General features: G+C 67.5%; 14 protein-coding genes. 7 read left to right on the plus strand and 7 right to left on the minus strand.

Going from position 1 to position 18,981, the window contains the following annotated elements; genetic code table 11:
* Window positions 1-37 precede the first annotated feature (37 nt).
* The 3 genes from ACV229_RS38320 to ACV229_RS38330 form a co-directional block, all read right to left on the minus strand.
* Complete coding sequence (locus tag ACV229_RS38320) at window positions 38-1,294, minus strand: Hsp70 family protein (RefSeq protein WP_448088251.1); 1,257 nt, start codon at window positions 1,292-1,294, stop codon at window positions 38-40.
* A 319-nt stretch (window positions 1,295-1,613) separates the two neighbouring features.
* Window positions 1,614-2,219: a nitroreductase family protein gene (locus tag ACV229_RS38325; RefSeq protein WP_448088252.1), complete on the minus strand. Its 606-nt coding sequence runs from the start codon at window positions 2,217-2,219 to the stop codon at window positions 1,614-1,616.
* A 166-nt stretch (window positions 2,220-2,385) separates the two neighbouring features.
* Window positions 2,386-3,669, minus strand: coding sequence for an MFS transporter (locus ACV229_RS38330; protein WP_448088253.1), 1,284 nt, complete (start codon window positions 3,667-3,669; stop codon window positions 2,386-2,388).
* 180 nt (window positions 3,670-3,849) lie between these two features.
* On the opposite strand from ACV229_RS38330, the gene ACV229_RS38335 reads away from it, so the two are divergent.
* Together ACV229_RS38335 and ACV229_RS38340 are read left to right on the plus strand one after the other, a co-directional pair.
* Entirely contained in the window at window positions 3,850-4,470 is a 621-nt protein-coding gene (locus ACV229_RS38335; protein WP_448088254.1) for a TetR/AcrR family transcriptional regulator, read from the plus strand.
* Between the two features lie 73 nt (window positions 4,471-4,543).
* Window positions 4,544-5,116 (plus strand): DUF1415 domain-containing protein, encoded by a 573-nt coding sequence (locus ACV229_RS38340; protein WP_448088255.1) that lies wholly within the window; start codon window positions 4,544-4,546, stop codon window positions 5,114-5,116.
* A gap of 126 nt (window positions 5,117-5,242) precedes the next feature.
* Here ACV229_RS38340 and ACV229_RS38345 read toward each other — a convergent pair whose 3' ends face one another.
* The 3 genes from ACV229_RS38345 to ACV229_RS38355 all read right to left on the minus strand — a co-directional run bounded on the left by ACV229_RS38345 (window position 5,243) and on the right by ACV229_RS38355 (window position 7,966).
* Entirely contained in the window at window positions 5,243-6,133 is an 891-nt protein-coding gene (locus ACV229_RS38345; protein WP_448088256.1) for a class I SAM-dependent methyltransferase, read from the minus strand.
* Window positions 6,134-6,233: 100 nt separating this feature from the next.
* Entirely contained in the window at window positions 6,234-7,367 is a 1,134-nt protein-coding gene (locus ACV229_RS38350) for a methyltransferase (RefSeq protein ID WP_448088257.1), read from the minus strand.
* A 104-nt stretch (window positions 7,368-7,471) separates the two neighbouring features.
* Window positions 7,472-7,966: an LEA type 2 family protein gene (locus tag ACV229_RS38355; protein WP_448088258.1), complete on the minus strand. Its 495-nt coding sequence runs from the start codon at window positions 7,964-7,966 to the stop codon at window positions 7,472-7,474.
* Between the two features lie 671 nt (window positions 7,967-8,637).
* Between ACV229_RS38355 and ACV229_RS38360 the strand changes: the two genes are divergently transcribed.
* On the plus strand, window positions 8,638-10,803 hold the full coding sequence (locus ACV229_RS38360; RefSeq protein ID WP_448088259.1) for a M1 family metallopeptidase: 2,166 nt from the start codon (window positions 8,638-8,640) through the stop codon (window positions 10,801-10,803).
* Window positions 10,804-11,042: 239 nt separating this feature from the next.
* The gene (locus ACV229_RS38365) at window positions 11,043-11,693 is read left to right on the plus strand and encodes a hypothetical protein (protein WP_448088260.1); all 651 of its coding nucleotides are present in this window, start codon (window positions 11,043-11,045) and stop codon (window positions 11,691-11,693) included.
* Window positions 11,694-11,874: 181 nt separating this feature from the next.
* Here the strand turns inward: ACV229_RS38365 and ACV229_RS38370 are convergent, their stop codons facing one another.
* Window positions 11,875-12,810 carry a phage tail protein gene (locus tag ACV229_RS38370; RefSeq protein WP_448088261.1) on the minus strand — a complete coding sequence of 312 codons (936 nt, stop codon included), beginning with the start codon at window positions 12,808-12,810 and terminating at the stop codon, window positions 11,875-11,877.
* Window positions 12,811-12,932: 122 nt separating this feature from the next.
* Between ACV229_RS38370 and ACV229_RS38375 the strand changes: the two genes are divergently transcribed.
* The 3 genes from ACV229_RS38375 to tagF all read left to right on the plus strand — a co-directional run bounded on the left by ACV229_RS38375 (window position 12,933) and on the right by tagF (window position 18,977).
* Window positions 12,933-13,778: a M15 family metallopeptidase gene (locus ACV229_RS38375; RefSeq protein WP_448088262.1), complete on the plus strand. Its 846-nt coding sequence runs from the start codon at window positions 12,933-12,935 to the stop codon at window positions 13,776-13,778.
* A gap of 301 nt (window positions 13,779-14,079) precedes the next feature.
* On the plus strand, window positions 14,080-17,988 hold the full coding sequence (tssM, locus tag ACV229_RS38380) for a type VI secretion system membrane subunit TssM (protein WP_448088263.1): 3,909 nt from the start codon (window positions 14,080-14,082) through the stop codon (window positions 17,986-17,988).
* Window positions 17,985-18,977 (plus strand): type VI secretion system-associated protein TagF, encoded by a 993-nt coding sequence (tagF, locus tag ACV229_RS38385; protein WP_448088264.1) that lies wholly within the window; start codon window positions 17,985-17,987, stop codon window positions 18,975-18,977. Before tssM ends, tagF begins: the two co-directional genes overlap by 4 nt.
* Window positions 18,978-18,981 lie beyond the last annotated feature (4 nt).

The following is an 18,981-nucleotide window of genomic DNA, read 5'->3' on the forward strand; positions in this document are numbered from 1 at the left end:
CCGCTTCGGCGGGGCTTTTTGTTTTTCCGGGATTCGATCAGCCGAACAGCCGCTGTGCGTGAATGCCGAGACCGGTCGCAACGCTCGCGAGGCGATCGCCGAACACCGGCTGCGCATCCGCGAACGCCGCCGCGAGCGCGCCCGACAGGAACGCGAGCCCGGTCGAGCCGCCCGTGAAATACAGCGCGCCGACGTCACGCGGCGCAATACCGGCAAGACGCACCGTCTCGCGCGCAGCATCGACGATGCGCGCGGTATCGTCGCGGCTCGCGTCGACCAGGCGGTCCGCGTCGAACGCGATCTGCAGGTCTTCCTCGACGTCGTTCAGGTCGATCATCGTCTCCCCGCCCGCCGCGACGCCGATCTTCGCCTCTTCCGCGCGCGCCATCAGTGCATGGCCGAGCCGCAGCTCGACCACCCGTACGAGCCGCTCGAACTGACGGACATCACGATACAGGTGCTTCATCAGCTTCAGCTCGCCGAGCCGCTTCGGCGTGTAGACCGTGTTGATCAGGTGCCAGGTCGCGAGATCGAAATAGGTCCGGTTCGGCAGCTCGCGCCCTTCGGGGTCGAGCGAACGGTAGCCGAACGCGGGCAGGATCGCCGACAGCTCGACGCGCCGGTCGTAATCCGTGCCGGCGACGTGCACGCCGTGGTGCGCCAGCACGTCGTCCTTGCGCTCGAGGCGCGTCATGCGGTCGGGGCCGACCCGCACCAGCGAGAAGTCGGACGTGCCGCCGCCAATGTCGGCGACGAGCACGAGCCGCTCCGCGCGCTGGCGCGACTCGTAGTCGAACGCGGCGGCGATCGGTTCGTACTGGAACTGCACGTCGGCGAAGCCGACCGCATGCGCGGCGGCTTCGAGCTGGTTCTGCGCGAGCTGGTCGGCGCGCGGATCGTCGTCGACGAAGAACACCGGGCGGCCGAGCACCGCGCGGCCGATCGGCGCGCCCGCGCAGGCTTCCGCCTTGCGCTTCAGGTGCGTGAGGAAGCGCGCGATGATGTCCGTGTACGCGATCGCGGAGCCGTCGCCGAGATCGGTCGTGGTTTCCGCGAGCGGCGAACCGAGGATGCTCTTCATCGAGCGCATCAGGCGGCCGTCGTAGCCGTCGATGTACGACGCGAGCGCCGTGCGGCCGTATTCGACCGTTTCCTCGTCGTTGTTGAAGAAGATGGCGGTCGGCAGCGTCAGGTGATCGCCCTCGACGGGCGCAAGCCGCATGCCGTCGCCGCCGTTGTCGGGCAGCGCCACAGCGGAATTGGACGTGCCGAAGTCGATCGCGCAGTAAGTCATGGGAAGGGGCCGCCGCATGGCCGGCGCGAAAACGGAAAGGACGGGCTTTTTAACATGAAGCCCGCGGGATCACAACCGGCGGCCGGCGATCCGCGCCGGAGAAGCGAGAGCGGCGATACCGGCTTGCGTCGCCCGCGGGTGCCTGTCAGTCGGCAGGCATCAGGCGGAGGTTACCACGGCATCCCGACGTCGGCCGGCCAGCTTCCCCGTCGCTGCAAAACAGGTTTCGATCGCGATACGGGCGGCCGGACCCGCCAGCCAGCGGACCCCGCCCGGGGCCGCTTCGTCCGGCCGGGCCGGTGCAACCCGGCCGCTGCCATCAGGCTGCCGACGCGAAACTCTTCTTCCATGCCCCCGCATACACGATCTCGCCCAGCGAATGACGCGTACGCGGCGCCTTCTCGCGGTCGCGCAGCACCGGATCGAGCTTGTCGGCGTCACCGTAATGGCCGAGTGCGATCATCGCCGGAATCGCGACATCCGCGGGGATCGCGAACGCGTTGCGGAATGCGTTCGCGTCGAAGCCGCTCATCTGGTGCGCGGCGAGCCCGAGCGCATGCGCCTGCAGCACCAGCGCCATCGCCGCGGCGCCCGCGTCGTACAGCGCGGTCGGCGCCGGTTCGCCCTTCGACGTGAGCGTGTGCGCCGTCACTGCGATCAGGACCTGGGCCGGCGCGTTCCAGCCCTGGTTGAACGGCACCAGCGTCGCGAACGCCCGCTTGAACGCCGCTTCGTCCTGCGTGCGGTCGAACACGATGAAGCGCCACGGCTGCGCGTTGTACGCGGACGGCGCCCAGCGCGCCGCCTCCAGCACCGCATGCAGATCGCCGGCGCTGACCGGCGCGTTCGAATAGGCGCGCGGGCTCCAGCGGCCCGCGATCAGTTCGTGAATCGAAACAGTGGTGGGAGCAGGTTTGACGGACATGCGGTTCCTCGCTGACATCGATGAAGGGGCGCGAACGCCGGGCGAACCGCAAGCATAACCGCTTGCGCGCGTGCGTGCCCGGCTGTCCCGATCAATGCCAATCGCCGCGCCTGCGATAACCGGGCCGCGCGCCGCGGCGGGCCCGGGCATTCCGCGCCCGAACGCGTCAGACCGCCTGCGCAGCCGTACGCGACGCGCCCCGGTTGATGCGCAGCACGATCAGCGCGCCGACGATGCACAGCCCGCCGGAGATCATCGACGCGATCGTGTAGGTGCCGAGGCTTGCGCGCAGCATGCCCGCGCCGAGCGCCGCGAACGCCGCGCCGAGCTGGTGGCCGGCGACGATCCAGCCGAACACGACCGGCGCGGCCGCCTTGCCGAACACGTCGGTCGCCAGCCGCACGGTCGGCGGCACGGTCGCGATCCAGTCGAGCCCGTAGAACATCGCGAACAGCGGCAGCCCGAAGAAGTCGATGCCGAACGCATGCGGCAGGTAGATCAGCGACAGCCCGCGCAGCCCGTAGTACCAGAACAGCAGCACGCGATTGTCGTAGCGGTCGGACAGCCAGCCCGACAGCGTCGTGCCGAACAGGTCGAACACGCCCATCGCGGCAAGCAGCGACGCGCCCTGCACTTCGGTCATCCCGTAATCGCTGCACATCGCGATCAGGTGCGTGCCGACGTAGCCGTTGGTGCTCGCGCCGCAGATGAAGAAGCTGAAGAACAGCAGCCAGAAGTCGCGCGAGCGGCTCGCGGTCAGCAGCGTGCGGAACGCGACTGCAAGCGGGTTTTCCTTCGTCGCGTCGGGTGCGCCCGGCGCATCGGCCGGCTCGCCGTAAGGCCGCAGCGCGACGTCGGCCGGCCGCTCCGGCAGCAGGAACGCGACGAGCGGAATCACGATCGCCGCCGCCACCGCGACGACCAGCACGACCGGCCGCCAGCCGTGGTGCTGCGCGATCGCCGCGAGCATCGGCAGGAACACGAGCTGGCCGGTCGCGGTGCTTGCGGTCAGGATGCCCATCACGAGCCCGCGCCGCGCGTGGAACCAGCGCGTGACGAAGGTCGCCGACAGCGTCAGCGCGACGACGCCCGTCGAGCAGCCAACCATCAGGCCCCAGATCAGCACCATCTGCCAGCTCTGGGTCATCATCGACGACAGCGCGACGCCCGCGCTCATCGTCACGAGCGCGGTCAGGATCGTCGGCCGCAGCCCGAAGCGCTGCATCGCCGCGGCTGCAAACGGGCCGGTCAGCCCGTACAGCGCGATGTTCACCGAAATCGCGAGCGAGATCGCCGCGCGGCTCCAGCCGAGCTCCCGCTCGAGCGGCACCATCAGCACGCTCGGCGTCGCGCGCGTGCCGGCCGCCGCCAGCAGGATCAGGAATACCACCGCCGCCGCGAGCCATCCGTAATGGAACCGCCCGCCAATTCGTCTTGCTGCCCAGTTCATGTCTGCGTTCTCTGTCGAGGGCCGCCTCCGCCGCACACTGCGTGCGCCGGCCCGGGCACACGCATGGCTTTCCGTATCCTGGTTCCGATCGCATTGTTACCGATCGGTCACAACTGTGTTGCGATCGTAGTGACCAGTCGGTAACATGTCAAGCAATTCATTACGTAGTCGAGGGGCATCATGTCGGGCATCGAGGCCGCCAAACCGGAATCGCGGCGCACGCGCCGGCCGATCGCAGGGGCCACCGCGCACGAGCATCTGCTGCGCGCCGCCGAAGAGCTGTTCTACAAGGAAGGGGTGCGTGCGGTCGGCGTCGAAGCCGTCGTGGAGCTCGCGGGCGTCAACAAGATGAGCCTGTATCGCCAGTTCTCGTCGAAGGACGACCTGATCCTCGCTTACCTCGACCGGATGGACGCGTGCTTCTTCGAGCGCTTCGACACGAGCGTCGCGAAGCATCCCGGCCAGCCGAAGGCGCAGCTGATCCAGTATTTCGTCGACCTCGCCGAGCGCGCGTCGCACAAGGATTACCGCGGCTGCCCGTTCGTGAACGTCGCGGCGGAGTTTCCGGACGCGTCGCATCCGGCGCGCGAGCGCGTCGCGCAGAACAAGGAACGGCTGATGGCGCGGCTCGTCGAGCTGTGCGAAAGCGCCGGCGCGCGGCAGCCGAAGCTGCTCGCCGATTCGCTCGCGCTCGTGATCGAAGGGATCTACGCGGCGAGCCAGACGTACCGACACGGCGAAACGCCGATCGGCACCGCGCCCGCGCTGGTCACGCAGTTGATCGAAGCGGCGTGCGCATGATGTGCGGCGCACCGTCCCCGGGACAGTGCGCCGTCCCCGCTACAATGCGGCTCCCCGCCCACAGCACATCGCCATGACCGACACCCGCCCCGCCTCGCACGACGACATTCTGGCCGCCACCCGGCACTGGCTCGCGCGCGCGGTGATCGGGCTCAATCTGTGCCCGTTCGCGAAAGGCGTGTATGTGAAGGACCAGGTGCGCTACGCGATCAGCGAAGCGACGACGCTCGACGACGCGCTCGCCGATCTCGAAACCGAACTCCGCCGGCTCGAAGCCGCCGACCCGCAGCAGATCGACACGACGCTCGTGATCTATCCGCATGCGTTCGCGGATTTCCTCGATTACAACGACGCGCTGTTCTTCGCGGACCGGCTCGTGACCCAGCTGAAGCTCGGCGGCGTGCTGCAGATCGCGAGTTTCCATCCGCACTACCAGTTCGACGGCAGCGCGCCGGACGACATCGAGAACTACACGAACCGCGCGCCGTACCCGATGCTGCACCTGCTGCGCGAGGACAGCATCGCGCGCGCGGTCGACGCGTTTCCGGACGCGTCCGCGATCTACGAGAAGAACCAGGAGACGCTGCGCCGCCTCGGCCACGATGGCTGGCGCGACTGGATGAGCCGCCCCGGCGACGACGTCTGAGCGTCGATCGCGCCGGCCGCATGCGCCGGCTCGGCCCGCGCGCGACATCGCCGATGACCGCGACGCCGCTGCGCCGCATCAGCGCGCCGCAAGCCGTGCCCGCGCAGCGCGCGGGCAGCGTGAGAATCAGTCGGCAGCCGGCGCCGTTTCCTCGCCGGCGGGCTGCTCGCCCTGCGGCACGAAGAAGCGCTCGCGCAGTTCCGCGAGGCCGAACATGTCGAGAATCTCGTTCAGCCGCTCGCTCGGCCGCCGGCGCGGCAGGTTCTTGTATTGCGCGATGATCAGCTCGTTCTTCATCGAGTGCTCCCAGCCGACCAGCTCGGTCACGCTGACCTGGTAGCCGTGCGCTTCAAGCTGCAGGCAGCGCAGCACGTTGGTGATCTGGCTGCCGAATTCGCGCGTGTGCAGCGGATGCCGCCATACCTCGGTCAGCGCGTTCGCGAGCGACTTGCCCTTGTTCTTGCGCAGCACGCCCGCGATTTCCGCCTGGCAGCACGGCACGAGCACGATGTGCCGCGCCTTTTTCGCGAGCGCGAAGCGGATCGCATCGTCGGTCGCCGTATCGCACGCGTGCAGCGCGGTGACGACGTCGATCGTATCGGGCAGCGCCGGCGACGTGATCGAATCGGCGACCGACAGGTTCAGGAACGACATCCCGCCGAACCCGAGCCGCGCGGCGAGATCGGTCGAACGCGTGACGAGCTCCTCGCGCGTCTCGATCCCGTAGATGTGCGACGCGAACGTCGGCGTGCCGTGGCCCGGCTGCTGCTTGAAGAACAGGTCGTACAGGATGAAGCCGAGATACGACTTGCCGGCGCCGTGATCGACGAGCGTCACGCAGCCGTTGTCGGCCTGCACGCTCGCGAGCAGCGGCTCGATGAACTGGAACAGGTGGTAGACCTGCTTCAGCTTGCGGCGGCTGTCCTGGTTCAGCTTGCCGTCGCGGGTCAGGATGTGCAGTTCCTTCAGCAGCTCGACGGACTGCTCCGGACGGATTTCGTGGGTTTTGTTCGACATCGTGAAACGGCGCCGGGCCGCGGTCGATACGCGCGGCCCGGCGACGGGAAATCGTGAGGAATGGCGTCAGTTTACCGAAAACGGCAGCGAAAACACGCGCTCAGCTCCGCGCACCGAGCCGCCACAGCGATGTCACCTCGGCGCGGCGCGCGGCGTGCAGCGGATCGTCGGCGTCGGCCGCCTTCGGATGGGCCGGACGGATGTCGTCGCGGCCGAGCACGACGAGGCCCGCTTCGTCGATCCACTTCAGCAGCGTGTCGCGCGGCCGCAGGCCCAGATGCTCGGCAAAATCGGACAGGATCAGCCAGCCTTCGCCGCCCGGCTCCAGATGCGCGGCGAGCCCCGCAAGGAAGCCGCGCAGCATGCGGCTGTCCGGATCGTAGACCGCGTACTCGATCGGCGCGCTCGGCCGTGCCGGCACCCACGGCGGGTTGCAGACGACGAGCGGCGCGCGGCCGGCCGGAAACAGGTCGGCGTCGACAACATCGACCTGCGCCGCGTAGCCGAGCCGTTCGACGTTGTCGCGCGCGCACGCGAGCGCGCGCGGATCCTGGTCGGTCGCGATGACGCGCTTGACGCCGCGCGACGCGAGCACCGCGGCCAGCACGCCGGTGCCGGTGCCGACGTCGAACGCGAGCGTGTCGGCCGGCAGCTTCGCGCGCGCGACGAGCTCGACATACTCGCCGCGCACCGGCGAAAACACGCCGTAGTACGGATGAATCGCCGCACCGCCAAGCGCCGGGATCGGCACGCCCTTCTTGCGCCACTCGTGCGCGCCGACGAGCCCGAGCAGCTCGCGCAGCGACACGACCGACGGCGCGCCGCCGGCGCCGTACGCTTCCTCGCACGCGGCGCGCACGTCCGGCGCACGGCGAAGCGGAATCGTGTAGTCGGCGTCGAGCGGGATCAGCAGCATCCCGAGCGTGCGTGCGCGCTGCGATTGCGCGAGACGATGCAGGTTGAACGCGTCGACGCCGGCCGCGGCCAACGCCCTCTTCGGCTTGCGGTCGACGCGGCGCGCCATCGCCTGCACGAGCTGGCGCGCATTCTGGAAGTCGCCCTGCCAGACGAGCGCGGTGCCCTCGCACGCGAGGCGATACGCGGCGTCGGCGTTGATGCGGTCGTCGGCCGGCACCGCGCGCTTCGGCGGCGCCACGCCGGCTTCGGAACGCCAGCGCACGGCATGATCGGCGCCGGCGGCGTCGGTCCAGTGGAAAACGGGGAAATCGGTCACGCGAACTCGGTGGGGTAACGGTTGGCTTCAGGGCGCGGCCGGAGCGTGCCGCGCAAACGACACCTTATACCCTGCTTTGCCGCGCACGGCAAAGCGCGGCGCGCTCACTGGCCCGCGCCCGGCATCGCCGGCAGGCGCAGCGTGCCCGCATCGGTGAAGTGGGCGGCGCCGAACGTGCCGCCGGCAAGCCGGCCGCGCAGCGCATACGGCAGCTCGCCCGCCGACGCGGCGCCGGCGAGGTTCCATACCTGCCGCGCCGCCGCGAACGCGGATACGGACACCGGCACCTCGAGCACCGCCTCGCCGAAGCGCGGCACGACGCCCGTGCGATCGCTGACGCCGCTCGCGAACGGCTGGCCGTTCACCTCGAGCGTCACCGCGATGCCGTCGTACTCGATCGGCGTGTCGTTCGGGTTCTGCACGCGCAGCTTCAGGTTGAAGCGCATCTCGAGCCCCTGCCCGACGAGCGGCTCGAGCCCCGCGACGGTCACGCGCACCTGCTCGCGCATGAGGCCCGCGCACCCGCCAAGCGCGAGCACGGCGGCAATCAGCAGCAGCATCGCGCGCAGCGGCGCGACCCGGAACAGGGCTCGTGGCATGGACGGCCTCCTCGCGGCGAAGGGTTGGAAAACGCGGGTTGGCAAGCGGATCGGCAATCGGTCGTTGCGGCATTGTACCGGGCACGCGCGGCCACGCCGCATTTCGTAGTCCACGCCCGGCCGGCAGATCGTTAATACATTAAAACTACGAAACCGGAAACTAAACAGAAACGCGAATCGACAACCACGACGATTCAATGGAACGCGACAATTTCAATAGACGCATTTTCCAAATTTTTCGTTTCCTTTACTTAAAACCATCAAGTATATTGACCCATCCTTCGAACAGGCCGACAAAGCTTCAAACTGCATGACGGCGATTTTACGGATAGCTGCACGCGATCCGGCCGCCCTGCCGCGAGGCCTGGCCTGCTCGACAGGTCGTCGGTTCGATGGGGTTGCGCGCCCGCCCGGGCGCGCCGCCGTGTGTCGTGCGCGCGAAATCCATTCACACCGATCCGCGCACGGTCAATTTGAACCGGCAAGTTAACCGACAATCGAGAATACAAAGGGGGCAGCAAACCATGAGTACCTTCACGTAGTCAGCCGGCCGTCTTTTCGAATAATCCGTCATTGGCATTTCGCATCGCTGTTGATTAACGGCGAGGGGAATGCTTTTGCCGGAGATTTTCGCAGCACTGAACGACTCTTCAAACAATCGAGGTTTCAGTATGTGGATGAACATTCGCAAGATGCGTTATCTGCCGCTCGTCTCCACGCTCGCGCTCGCCGCGTGCGGCGGCGATGACGGCGGCGCCGGCTCCGCTTCGGCGCTCAGCGCGGCCGGCGCGCCGGGCTCCGCGTCGTCGCCCGCCGCAACGACCCCGCCGACCGCTTCCACCGTCGACAAGAGCGTGCCGCCCGTCGAGCTGCCCGACACCGTCGTGCCTGTCAACTACCGGCTGTGGTTCCGTCCGAACGACGCGCTGAACGCGTTCGACGGCCGCGCCGACGTCGAGATCAAGGTGCTCAAGCCGGTCACGTCGATCGTGATCGCCGGCCACCGGATCAAGTTCACGAACGGCCGCCTCACGCTGCAGCCCGGCAACGTGCAGCTGATCGCGACGCCGCAGGACAAGGGTGACTTCTACCAGCTGCGCCCCGTGAGCGGCACGATCGCGCCGGGCACCTACTCGCTGCACATGGAGTGGACGGGCATCATCAACTTCAAGTCGTACGACGATCCGGTCAAGAGGACGGGCGGCAGCTGCGGCGACGATCCGTATCCGGGCTGCTCGGCGGCCGAGGGGATCTTCCGCGTCGACTTGAAGAGCACCGACGGCAGGACCAGCGGCGCAATCCTCACGCAGGGCGAAACCAACCTGTCGCGCCAGTGGTTCCCGGGCTGGGACGAGCCGGCGTTCCGCCCAACCTATGAAGTGACGGCCGAAGTGCCGCAGAACTGGCGCGTCGTGTCGAACGCGGCCGAGAAGCCGTCGACGAACGTCGGCGGCGGCTACAAGCTCGTGTCGTTCGAGAAGACTCCGCCGATGTCGTCGTACCTGCTGTTCTTCGGCGGCGGCCAGTTCGATACGTACGAGGACGACTTCACGAGCCCGCTGCCGGGCGGCAAGGGCGGGCTGCACCTGCGTGTGTTCACGCCGCCGGGCATGCGCGACTGGGCGAAGCCGGCAATGGACCGCACCAAGCAGGCGCTCGACTTCTACTACCGCTACACGGGCATTGCGCTGCCGCTGACGAAGTTCGATACGGTCGCCGCGAACGATGCGTTCAAGGAGCAGAAGGACCTGAACTTCGGCGGGATGGAAAACTGGGGCTCGATTCTCGAGTTCGCCGACGACATCCTGCCGCAGCCGGGCCAGCCGATGTCGCGCTACGGCAACGAGGTGCTCACGCATGAAGTCGCGCACCAGTGGTTCGGCGATCTCGTGACCGCCGACTGGTGGGACAACGTGTGGCTCAACGAATCGTTCGCGACGTTCTTCGAGACGAAGACGACGATCCAGTTCTTCCCCGACCAGTTCAGCTGGCTCGACCAGGTGAAGAACAAGTATCGCGTGATCAGCCGCGACATCGGCCCGAACGCGTTCCCGGTCGCGCCGAACTTCAACGGCTGGGCGTCGAACGACTTCGTGCTGAGCGCGAGCGCGTTCACGTACGACAAGGGCGGCCACGTGCTGAAGACGCTCGAGAACTACCTTGGCGAGCAGACGCTCCGCAAGGGCCTGCAGCAGTACCTGACCGACTACTCGTTCGGCAACGGCACGCCGAAGCGCCTGTGGGACGCACTGTCGAAGGCGAGCGGCCAGTCGGTCGGCGCGATCGGCGACAGCTACGTGCGGCAGACCGGCGTACCGCTGATCTCGCTCGACGCGCAGTGCGACCTGACGAAGAACCAGAACGTGATCACGCTGAAGCAGCAGCCGTTCCCGAACAAGAACGCGTATCCGGGCACGCAGTGGACGGTGCCGATTACGCTCGCGTACGGGCAGGGGCTCGCGAATCGCACGACGGTCGCGCTGAAGGACACGCAGACGCAGGTGCGGATCGATGGCTGCTCGGCGGTGGTCGCGGACCCGAGCGGTCTCGACTACTACGTCGTGAACTACAGCGATGCGGCATGGAGCGGGCTGCTCACGCAGGTCAACCGCTCGAGCGACCCGGTGCTGCTCGCGAACCTGCAGAGCGAGGCCGCGCTGCTCGTCGCGAACAACCTCGCGCCGGCATCGCGCTCGACGTCGATCGGCTCGGTCGCTTCGCCTGCCGCGACGATGCTGCGCCAGACGCCGACCTTCGACGGCATCACGACGCTGAAGGAACGTCCGTCGCTGCGCTACCAGGGCGCGTTCAAGCCGCGCCAGGTGCTCACGCGCTGACGCAGGCCGGCAAGGGCCGCCGCATCAACGCATGACACGTTGCGCGGCGGCCGTTCCGGCATGCGAACGGGCCGCCTCCTGGCGGCTCGTTCCTGCCGTGTGACGACTCCGTGACGCAGCCTCAACGTTTCGGCACGGCTGCCGATATCCCACGGGCGGGCGCCGGGATCGAGGCGCCCGTTGACCGCACGCGCCGGCCGCGCGCCTCGCGGGATACTCGCCCCGAACGGAATCGTCAGATGAAAAGGAAGTTGGCGTATTGTTTTGTCGTACTAATGAGTGTGGCGGCGCAGTCAGCACCCGCCGATGAAATCTACGGCAGCGTGGCGACGGAGGGGATCGGACTCGGATACGGCCATGCCGTCGCGCGCTACGCGAACCTGCGCGCGGAATTCGACGGATTCGCGCTTCCGCATTCGTTCAACGCGGGCGACCTGCACTATGACGCCCACCTGGACCTCTATCATGGCGGGCTCTACGCCGACCTGTTCCCGGCGCCGTCCGTGGTGCCGCTCCATCTCACGGCGGGCCTCGTCATCGGCGGCGACAACATCGACGCAACCGCGACGAGCATGTCCGGCACCTACCGGATCAACGGCGTAACGGTTCCGACCGGCGGCGAGACCATCCACGCGAAGGCGAAGTTTCCGGCCGTGCGCCCGTACTTCGGGCTTGGCTTCGGCCACAACCCGAGCCATCGCGGGCTGTCGGCGTTCATCGATGCGGGTGTCATCTTCGGCAAGCCGCACGTCGATTTCGACGTCCCGCCCGACATCGCCGCCGCGGCGGGGCAGTCGAACGTCGACGCGGAAGATGCCAACCTGCGGGACAAAGCCGATCGGCTTCGTTTCTATCCGATCGTCAAGGTCGGCGCGACCTACCGCTTCTGACCGCAGCGTGCGGCGCATCGCGCCCAGCACGACACGGCTCGCGGTCAGACGCTGCAAAAGAAAGGATGACGTATGCCCGATGACAGTAACGCTTTCGCGACGCTGTCACGTGGCGGTTTCCCGGCGCCGGAAAACAACGCGCCGCCCGATGGGCGGCGCTGACAGAAGACAGGACGACAGCTTACTGGCGGCTCTGCGACGCCTCGGCCGTCGGGCACGCGGGATCCTTGCCCCAGTGGCCCTCGCACACGCGCCACCGGCACAGCTGGTCCTCGAAGAAGCCGCGTGTGCCGCAGTCCTTCACGCGCGCGGCGAGCGTCGCGCCCGCCGTCGCCGACGTCTTGGTCGGCACGGCCTGCACGCCGGACGCAGTCTTCTTGTCGGCCGGCTTCGTGCGCGCGACGAGCGCCGCGAGCAGATCCGCATCCGGATCGTCCTTCGACGATTTCACGCTGGCCGTGCGCACCGTCGCGTCATGATGTTTCTTCGCCTGCGCGACCTCGGTCTGCTGTTCCTTGCGATGCTTGCGCGCTTCGGCCTTGGTTTCCGCCTTGGTGTCGGCATTGCTGCGCGCGGCAGGCTTCGCGTTCTTCACGGTATCGGCCTTCGCCACCTTGGCTGCGGCAGCGGCCGGCGCCGCGCCCGACGCGTCTTCTGCGCCGTTCGCGAGCGCGCGCGACAGGCGGCTGTCGTCGGCCGCAGGCGCGGACGATGCGGACGCAACGGATTTCGCTGCCGAATCGTCGTTGACGATCGTGGCCGGCTGCGGCGCGCTCGCCGCATTGTTCTGAGCGACCTGCACCGCGCTTGCGCTCACGGGCGCGGCCTTCGCCGCCGCCTGCGCTGTCGCTGCGGCGACGCTCGCCGTGCTTTCGCCCGACTGCTGCTGCCAGCGCCATGCACCCCAGCCGCCCAGCGCGACCACCAGTGCAACCACTGCCGCACCGGCGGCTACGATCGGCGCCTTCGGCGAGCGGGGTGCCGGCTCGACCTGCTGCGGCGTGACACGGCCTTCCAGGTTCGCGAGAATACGCGAATGCTGGGGCCCGCCTGCCTGTTTCTCATCGGACAGCAGGCTGGGCGGTGTTTTGGATTTTGAATTGTCCGGCGCACTCATTCAGCGTCTCATTGAATCCTGGTTTAATTCGCCGCGATAATATAGCCCGGCCTCTCGGAGCAGGCCTGATTCTAAGAGCAAGCATTGCAAAACACAATCAATTCCAATTTCCGGGGATTTCGTTGATTGCCGTCGCACTCGTCGCCTATTTCGCCCTCGCCGTCGCGGTTGCGGCACTGTTGCTTTTACCGGGTGTCCGGGCGACCGTTTTTGAATCCGTCGCCCACTTTCATGGCCGTCTGACACGCCGTGCGAACGATCGCGCGGTACGCACCCGCAGTCAGATTGTTAAATCGGCAACCGCTACCCGGGGTGCTTTAAACGATGTGCAAAATTTACTGATTCGGCGGCGCTTGCTGATTATGGTGTCGACGGGTATTCTTGCGACGCCGCCATTGGTCGCCATTGCGTTACGCGGCCGGCAACTATTTCAATACGACGACACTGCGCGCGTGCCCGACGAGAAGATCGCCGCCCTGCTGCAGGGCGAGCAACTCGTGCCGCCGCCGCCGTTGCCGCCTGAAGTCTTTGCCACCAAGGAAGTCGAGCAGGTGCGGCCGGCGCTGAAGGACGCGAGCCGCGACTGGAATCTGCTGGATCCGGATTTCCGCACGCGCTTGCTGCTGGTCTACAAGATCATGCACGAGCAATACGGCTACGAAATGGCGTTGCTGGAAGGTTACCGGAGCCCGGAACGGCAAAACCGGCTGGCGCAAATGGGCGGCAACGTGACCAATGCGGCGGCGTTCCAGAGCTATCACCAATACGGGCTGGCGGCCGACAACGCATTCCTGCGCGACGGCAAGCTGGTCATTTCCGAGAAAGATCCGTGGGCGATGCGCGGCTACCAGTTATACGGACAGGTCGCCGAACAGGTCGGCCTGACCTGGGGAGGCCGATGGAAAATGATGGATCTCGGACACGTGGAATACCATAAACCCGGTTTTAAACTGGGACGCGGCAGCTAGCCAGGCTAGCCGGACAGGAAATAATGAGGGCGGCATGGGGCTATTTAATCTCCCGGCAGGAAACGATATGGGCGGCGCAATCGATCTCGCATTCCGGTGCGCGATTAACTCGGGCCGCCGGTTCCGTTTTAAATCTCACAGCGTCCTTTCGTTAATGCGCGCGCCCTCTCCGATGCCGCGGGCGCATTGATGCCGACGCCTTTCACCCCGTTTGACAGCATGGCGACACATCGCGGCGCCACCCTTGCCGCTCGGCGCGCCTGCGTCGCCTCATCGAATCGCACCGGAACCTGAACGTCCTATGCAACGCATTCTCAACGTGCTGACTCACCCGCGTACGCTCTCGATCGTCGGGATCGCCGCGCTCGCGGCGATCCTCTTCATCGTCGCCGATACGCTGCAGCTGCCGCTGCTGTGGCCGGCGATCGCCTTCGCGGCGATTCTCGTGCTGTGGCTCGGCGTCGCGCTGTGGCGGCGCTGGCGCGTGAAGCGCGCGAACCGCCAGCTCGGCGCGATCCTCGAGGAGCAGGCGGAAACCGGCAAGATCGCCGCGCCGGCCGCCGCCGCGCTCGCGCCGGCCGACAAGTCGGCCGACCTCGACGTGCTGCGCACGCGCCTGTCGGACGCGGTGAAGACGATCAAGACGTCGAAGATCGGCCAGGTGTCGGGCGGCTCCGCGCTGTACGAGCTGCCGTGGTACATCGTGATCGGCAACCCCGCTGCGGGCAAGAGCAGCGCGGTGATCAATTCCGGCCTGCAATTCCCGTTCGCGGACAAGAACAGCGCGGTGATCCACGGCATCGGCGGCACCCGCAACTGCGACTGGTTCTTCACGACCGAAGGCATCCTGCTCGACACTGCGGGCCGCTACTCGGTCCATGAGGAAGACCGCAGCGAGTGGCTCGGCTTCCTCGGGCTGCTGAAGCGCTACCGCCCGAAGGCGCCGATCAACGGCATCATCGTCACCGCGAGCATCGCCGAACTCACCGGCAACCGCCCCGAATTCGCGATCAACCTCGCGAAGAACCTGCGCCAGCGCGTGCAGGAGCTGACCGAGAAGCTCGAAGTGTTCGCGCCCGTCTACGTGATGTTCACGAAGGCCGACCTGATCACCGGCTTCACCGAATTCTTCAGCAGCAGCGACAAGCACGAATACGACCGCGTGTGGGGCGCCACCCTGCCCTACGAACCCGACGAGAAGCGCGACGTGGTCGCGCTGTTCGACGAGCGCTTCGAGGAACTGTACGAAGGCCTGAAGGAGATCAGCGTCGCGCAGCTGTCGCTGTCGCGCGGCAACCAGCTGTCGCCGGGGCAGTTGAGCTTCCCGCTCGAATTCTCGACGATCAAGCCGGCGCTGCGCGCATTCCTCGCGACGCTGTTCGAGAACAACCCGTTCCAGTACAAGCCGATCTTCCGCGGCTTCTATTTCACGAGCGCGCTGCAGGAAGGCGAGACCAACAGCGCGGCCGCGCAGCGCATCGCGCACCGCTTCGGCCTCGACGCGACCGCGCTGCCGAAGCCGCACAGCGCGTTCTCGAAGAACGGCTTCTTCCTGCGCGACCTGTTCTCGAAGGTGATCTTCGCGGACCGCCAGACGGTGCGCCAGTTCGCGAGCCCGACCAAGACGCGGCTGCGCTACGCGACCTTCTTCGGCTTCGTCGCGGCGCTCGCGCTCGCGCTCGGCGGCTGGACCTGGTCGACGATCGGCAACCAGCAGCTCGTCGCGAACGTGCAGGCCGACCTCGACAACGTCACGCGCCTCGAGCAGGGCCGCAACGACCTGCAGTCGCGCCTGCAGGCGATGGACATCCTCGAGGACCGGATCGAGCAGCTCGAGCAGTTCCGCCGCGACAAGCCGCTGTCGGTGTCGCTCGGCCTCTACCAGGGCGACCGCCTCGAGCAGCACCTGCTGACCGAGTACTACTACGGCGTGCGCCAGATCCTGCTGAACCCGGTGTCGCAGAACCTCGCGTCGTTCCTGAAGGACGTGAACGCGCATCCGGACCAGCTCGCGCCGCTGAACCGCGCGGTGGATGCCGGCGCCACGCAGGCAAGCCCGGTGCCGGTGTCGACGAATCCGGCCGGGGCCGCCCAGCAGGCCCAGACCGCCGCCGCCGCGCCGCAGGGCGGCCTCTACAGCGACGCGTCGCCGACCAACGTCGAGGACGCGTACAACGCGCTGAAGACCTACCTGATGCTGTCCGACAAGCGCCACGTCGAGCAGGCACACCTGACCGACCAGCTCGCACGCTTCTGGCGCGGCTGGCTCGAGACGAATCGCGGCAACATGCCGCGCGACGAGATGATCAAGAGCGCCGAGCGCATGATCTCGTTCTACCTGTCGCGCGTGAACGACAACGACTGGCCGATGATCGACGCGAACCTCGCGCTCGTCGACCAGACCCGCGAGAACCTGCGCCACGTCGTGCGCGGGATGCCGGCCCGCCAGCGCGTGTATGAGGAAATCAAGGCGCGCGCATCGACCCGCTTCGCGCCGATGACCATCGCGCGCATCGTCGGCGACGGCAACCAGGGGCTGATCGCCGGCAGCTACGCGATTCCGGGCACGTTCACGCGCGATGCGTGGTTCCAGTACGTGCAGCCGGCGATCCGCGACGCGGCGACGAAGGAACTGCAGGCGAAGGACTGGGTGCTGAACACGTCGTCGCAGGACGACCTGACGCTCGAGGGCAGCCCCGAGCAGATCCAGAAGGCGCTCGTCGGCATGTACAAGACCGAATACGCGCAGCACTGGCAGAAGTTCATGCAGGGCATCGCGGTGCAGGGCTTCAGCAGCTTCGGGCAGGCGGTCGACGGGATGAATCGTCTCGGCGATCCGCAGGATTCGCCGATCCGCAAGGTCCTCGAAACCGCGTACGACCAGACGTCCTGGGACAACCCGTCGCTCGCGAACGCGACGATCAAGAAGGCGCAGACGGGCGTCGTGAACTGGTTCAAGCAGCTGTTCTCGCGCTCGCAGGCGGGCCAGGTCGCAGCGGCCAACATCGACATCAACGGCAACCCGGCGGATGTCCCGATGGGTCCGGTCGGCCAGGAGTTCATCGGCCTCGGTCGGATCGTCGCGACACACGACGGCACGTCGCTGCTGAAGGGCTACATGGATTCGCTGTCGAAGGTCCGCACGCGCTTCAACGTGATCAAGAACCAGGGCGACCCGGGGCCGGGCGCGCGCCAGCTGATGCAGCAGACGCTCGACGGCAACGGCTCGGAACTCGCCGATTCGCTGAAGTTCGTCGACGAGCAGATGCTGACGGGCCTGACCGATTCGCAACGCAAGTCGCTGCGCCCGCTGCTCGTGCGGCCGCTGATGCAGGCGTTCTCGGTCGTGATCCAGCCGGCCAGCGCCGAGGTCAACAAGGTGTGGAACGCGCAGGTCTACCAGCCGTTCCAGAGTTCGCTCGCGGCCAAGTATCCGTTCGCGCCGGGCGCGAAGGTCGAGGCCGGCGCGAGCGAGATCGCGCAGGTGTTCGGTCCGGACGGCTCGATCGCGAAGTTTGTCGGCACGACGCTCGGGCCGCTCGCGGTGCGCCGCGGCGACACGCTCGCGGCCCGCACCTGGGGCGACATGGGCATCGGGCTCACGCCGGACTTCACGAACGGCTTCGCGCGCTGGGTCGCCCCGCTGGCGGGCGGCGCCGCGGGCGGTGGCGCCGCCGCGTCGTCCGAGCCGCAGACCGTGTTCCAGATCCTGCCGCAGCCGAGCACGGGCACGACGGAATACACGATCGCGATCGACGGCCAGCAGCTGCGCTACCGCAACACGCCGCCGCAGTGGACCAACTTCGTGTGGCCGAACCCGCAGGGCTCGCCGGGCGCGACGCTGTCCGCAACGACGTTCGACGGCCGCACGGTGCAGCTCGTGAACGAGCCGGGCCGCTACGGTCTCGAGAAGCTGATCAACTCGGCGCAGCGCAAGCGCCGTCCGGACGGCACCTTCGACCTCACGTGGACGCAAGGCAGCGTGAACGTGTCGGTGACGATGCGCATCATCAGCACGTCGCAGCCGACGAGCGGCGGCGGCGACCAGCCGCAGCAGCAGAGCCTGCGCGGCCTCACGCTGCCGTCGTCGGTCGCCGACGCGAGCGCGGGCGCGGCGCAGAACGCCGCGGCCGTGCCGGGCGCAGGCGCATCGGGCGCCGCGGCGGCTGTCGCGGCCGCCACCGCATCGAACGCACAGGGGGCGCAATGACGCAAACCGTTCAGGCGCAAATCGCCTACTTCGGCAAGATTCCGTCGCGCGGCGACTTCGTGAAGAGCGCGCACAACCCGCAGCTGCTGCAGACGCTCGACCACTGGGTCGCGCAGGCGCTCGAGCTGCTCGCCGAGGATCCGCGCTGGAAGATCGTCTACGAGGACGCGAAGCCGATGCACTTCGCGTTCCTCGGCTCGCGCAGCAAGCTCGCGATCGCCGGGCACATGGTCGCGAGCCACGACGTGTCGATGCGCCGCTTCCCGTTCCTCGGCGCGACCGCGCTCGAAGTCGAGCGGCCGATCGCGTTCCTCGCGCGTAGTCCGCTCGCGTTCGCGCGGCTGTGGACGCGCGTCGCGCAGCAGATGCCGGCGCTGCTCGGCAAGAACGAGCCGCCCGGCGCGCTGCAGGCGCTCGGCGACACGCAGGTGCCGATCGACATCGGCGGCGGCCCCGGCAATCCGCACGACGGCACGTTCAACGATTTCGTCGAGCACCAGTCGCTGTACGGGCTCGAGCAGATGCTGCTCGCGAGCGGCCACCCGGTGCGGCTGCGCGGCGCGATGCTCGCGCTCGGCTCGCTGCTGCGCCCGGTGATGCAGAGCGGCTCGTCGCACATCGAGCGCGGCCTCACGCTGCCGCTGCCCGTCGATCCGTTCTACCGCAGCCTCGTCGCCGCGTTCTGGCTCGAGCTGATCGCGCCGTTCGTCGCGCAGGCCGACTTCGAGCTCGCGATCTTCATCGGCACGATCGCCGAGCGCGAACGGCTCATCATCGGCTTCAACGGCGCGTCGGCGAAAACGCTGCTGAGCGTCGTCGACCCGCAGACCTATGCCGCCCACAACATCGACATCGACGATCCGGAGTGGATCGACGGACATGCACATCACGATCATGGGATCAGCAAGCTCGTCAGCTACCTCGACCAACCGCAACTGTCGCTGCGCGTCGCGATCGACGCGTTTCGCGAAGCGTTCATCGGAGGCTGACGGA

This window comes from Burkholderia sp. MR1-5-21, from assembly GCF_053427715.1.